The sequence below is a fragment of the uncultured Campylobacter sp. genome (assembly GCF_938018035.1).
Lineage (GTDB): Bacteria > Campylobacterota > Campylobacteria > Campylobacterales > Campylobacteraceae > Campylobacter_B.
Genome location: NZ_CALIJF010000393.1, coordinates 1 through 1,286, shown reverse-complemented (window position 1 = coordinate 1,286; position 1,286 = coordinate 1). Strand labels below are relative to the sequence as shown.

Annotated in this window: 2 protein-coding genes; both read right to left on the bottom strand. The window is 27.7% G+C overall.

Annotated elements, in window-relative coordinates:
* On the bottom strand, positions 1–321 hold a 321-nt coding region (locus Q0257_RS11945), incomplete at its 3' end, for a GtrA family protein (RefSeq protein ID WP_298025077.1).
* A gap of 144 nt (positions 322–465) precedes the next feature.
* A partial coding sequence (locus Q0257_RS11940) for a hypothetical protein (RefSeq protein ID WP_298025075.1) occupies positions 466–1,286 on the bottom strand: 821 nt, incomplete at its 5' end.

Genomic DNA, 1,286 nt, shown 5'->3' with positions numbered 1-1,286 from the left:
TAGCGGGATCAAAAGCACAAAACCGTTTATATACATATTTTCGAAACCAAGCCGCTTAAAAAGCCACAAAAAAAATATATTTAAAAGATAGGTTATGACATAAACTAAGGCAAATCTAAGAATCAAACCATTATCACTGCTACCAAACACTAACTTACCTATGGTTTTAAAGTTAAACAATACGCCAAGTATCGTAGAAAGCAACACGGCAAGGGGATAATATAGACCCAGATAGATAAAAAGGGCAAAAAGCCCATATCCAAAGATGGTATTTAGGATACCTACTAAAAGAAAAGAGAATAGCTGGCGTTTAATTGTCATTGATATCTTTCTTATATAAGGATACTGGCTTTTTTATAAATACATATGACAAAAGCCAAAAAAATAGACAAAAGCATAACCCTATAAATAAATTTAAACCTAGATTGAGCTGTTATTAGACAAAATAATAGTACTATAAATAAATTATTTTTTCTTATATACATTAAGAAGTCCCCCGCTATCAATAAGTTCATAATTTTCTTTAACTTCATTAAATAATTTATTTAAGGTTTCTAATTTCGGTATTCTTTGCTTTACGTTTTCGTTATACCAATATTCATCATATAGATCGAAAAAGCGCCTTTCATTCATTTCCGCTTTATAGTCTCTATCTATATCGGCATCTACATATAAAATATCGGCCTTACTATTTATCAAATTTAATACCTCATTATATTCTATGTCCGATACTAGAAAAGAGCGTAACTCAAAATACTTTAATCCGCTATATCTTTTACTAAAAAACTGTAGTATATTATCATATTTTGATATCATATATATCTCATTTGTATTTGAAGAGTATTTGTTTATAAGATCGATAGAACTTTTAAATTTATCAAAAGGATACGTAGTAATTATTCCTCCGGCTCTTTCATGCTCCCATTTGTAAATTTTGTGTGTTTCAAAAATATTATTATAATTTCTTATCTCCCAGAGATAATAGCTCGCAAATTTAATATACAACAACATTCCTATTAAAATAGAAATTATAGAAAACACGTTTTTAATCTTACGTGGGAATAAATTTAAGATAATGATAAAAGGCAAAGCGTCTATAAAGAATATTACGGCGGAGATATTCGGTTTCCACACCAAATATGTATAAAGAAAGCTTGTATAAAATAGTAAAAATATATAACCTAAGAGATAACCATTTTTATCAAGCTTTTTATAGAATACTATAAGCATTAGCCATTGAATAAATATCACTAATAATATTAATAAAAATAAAGACGATGGAATAT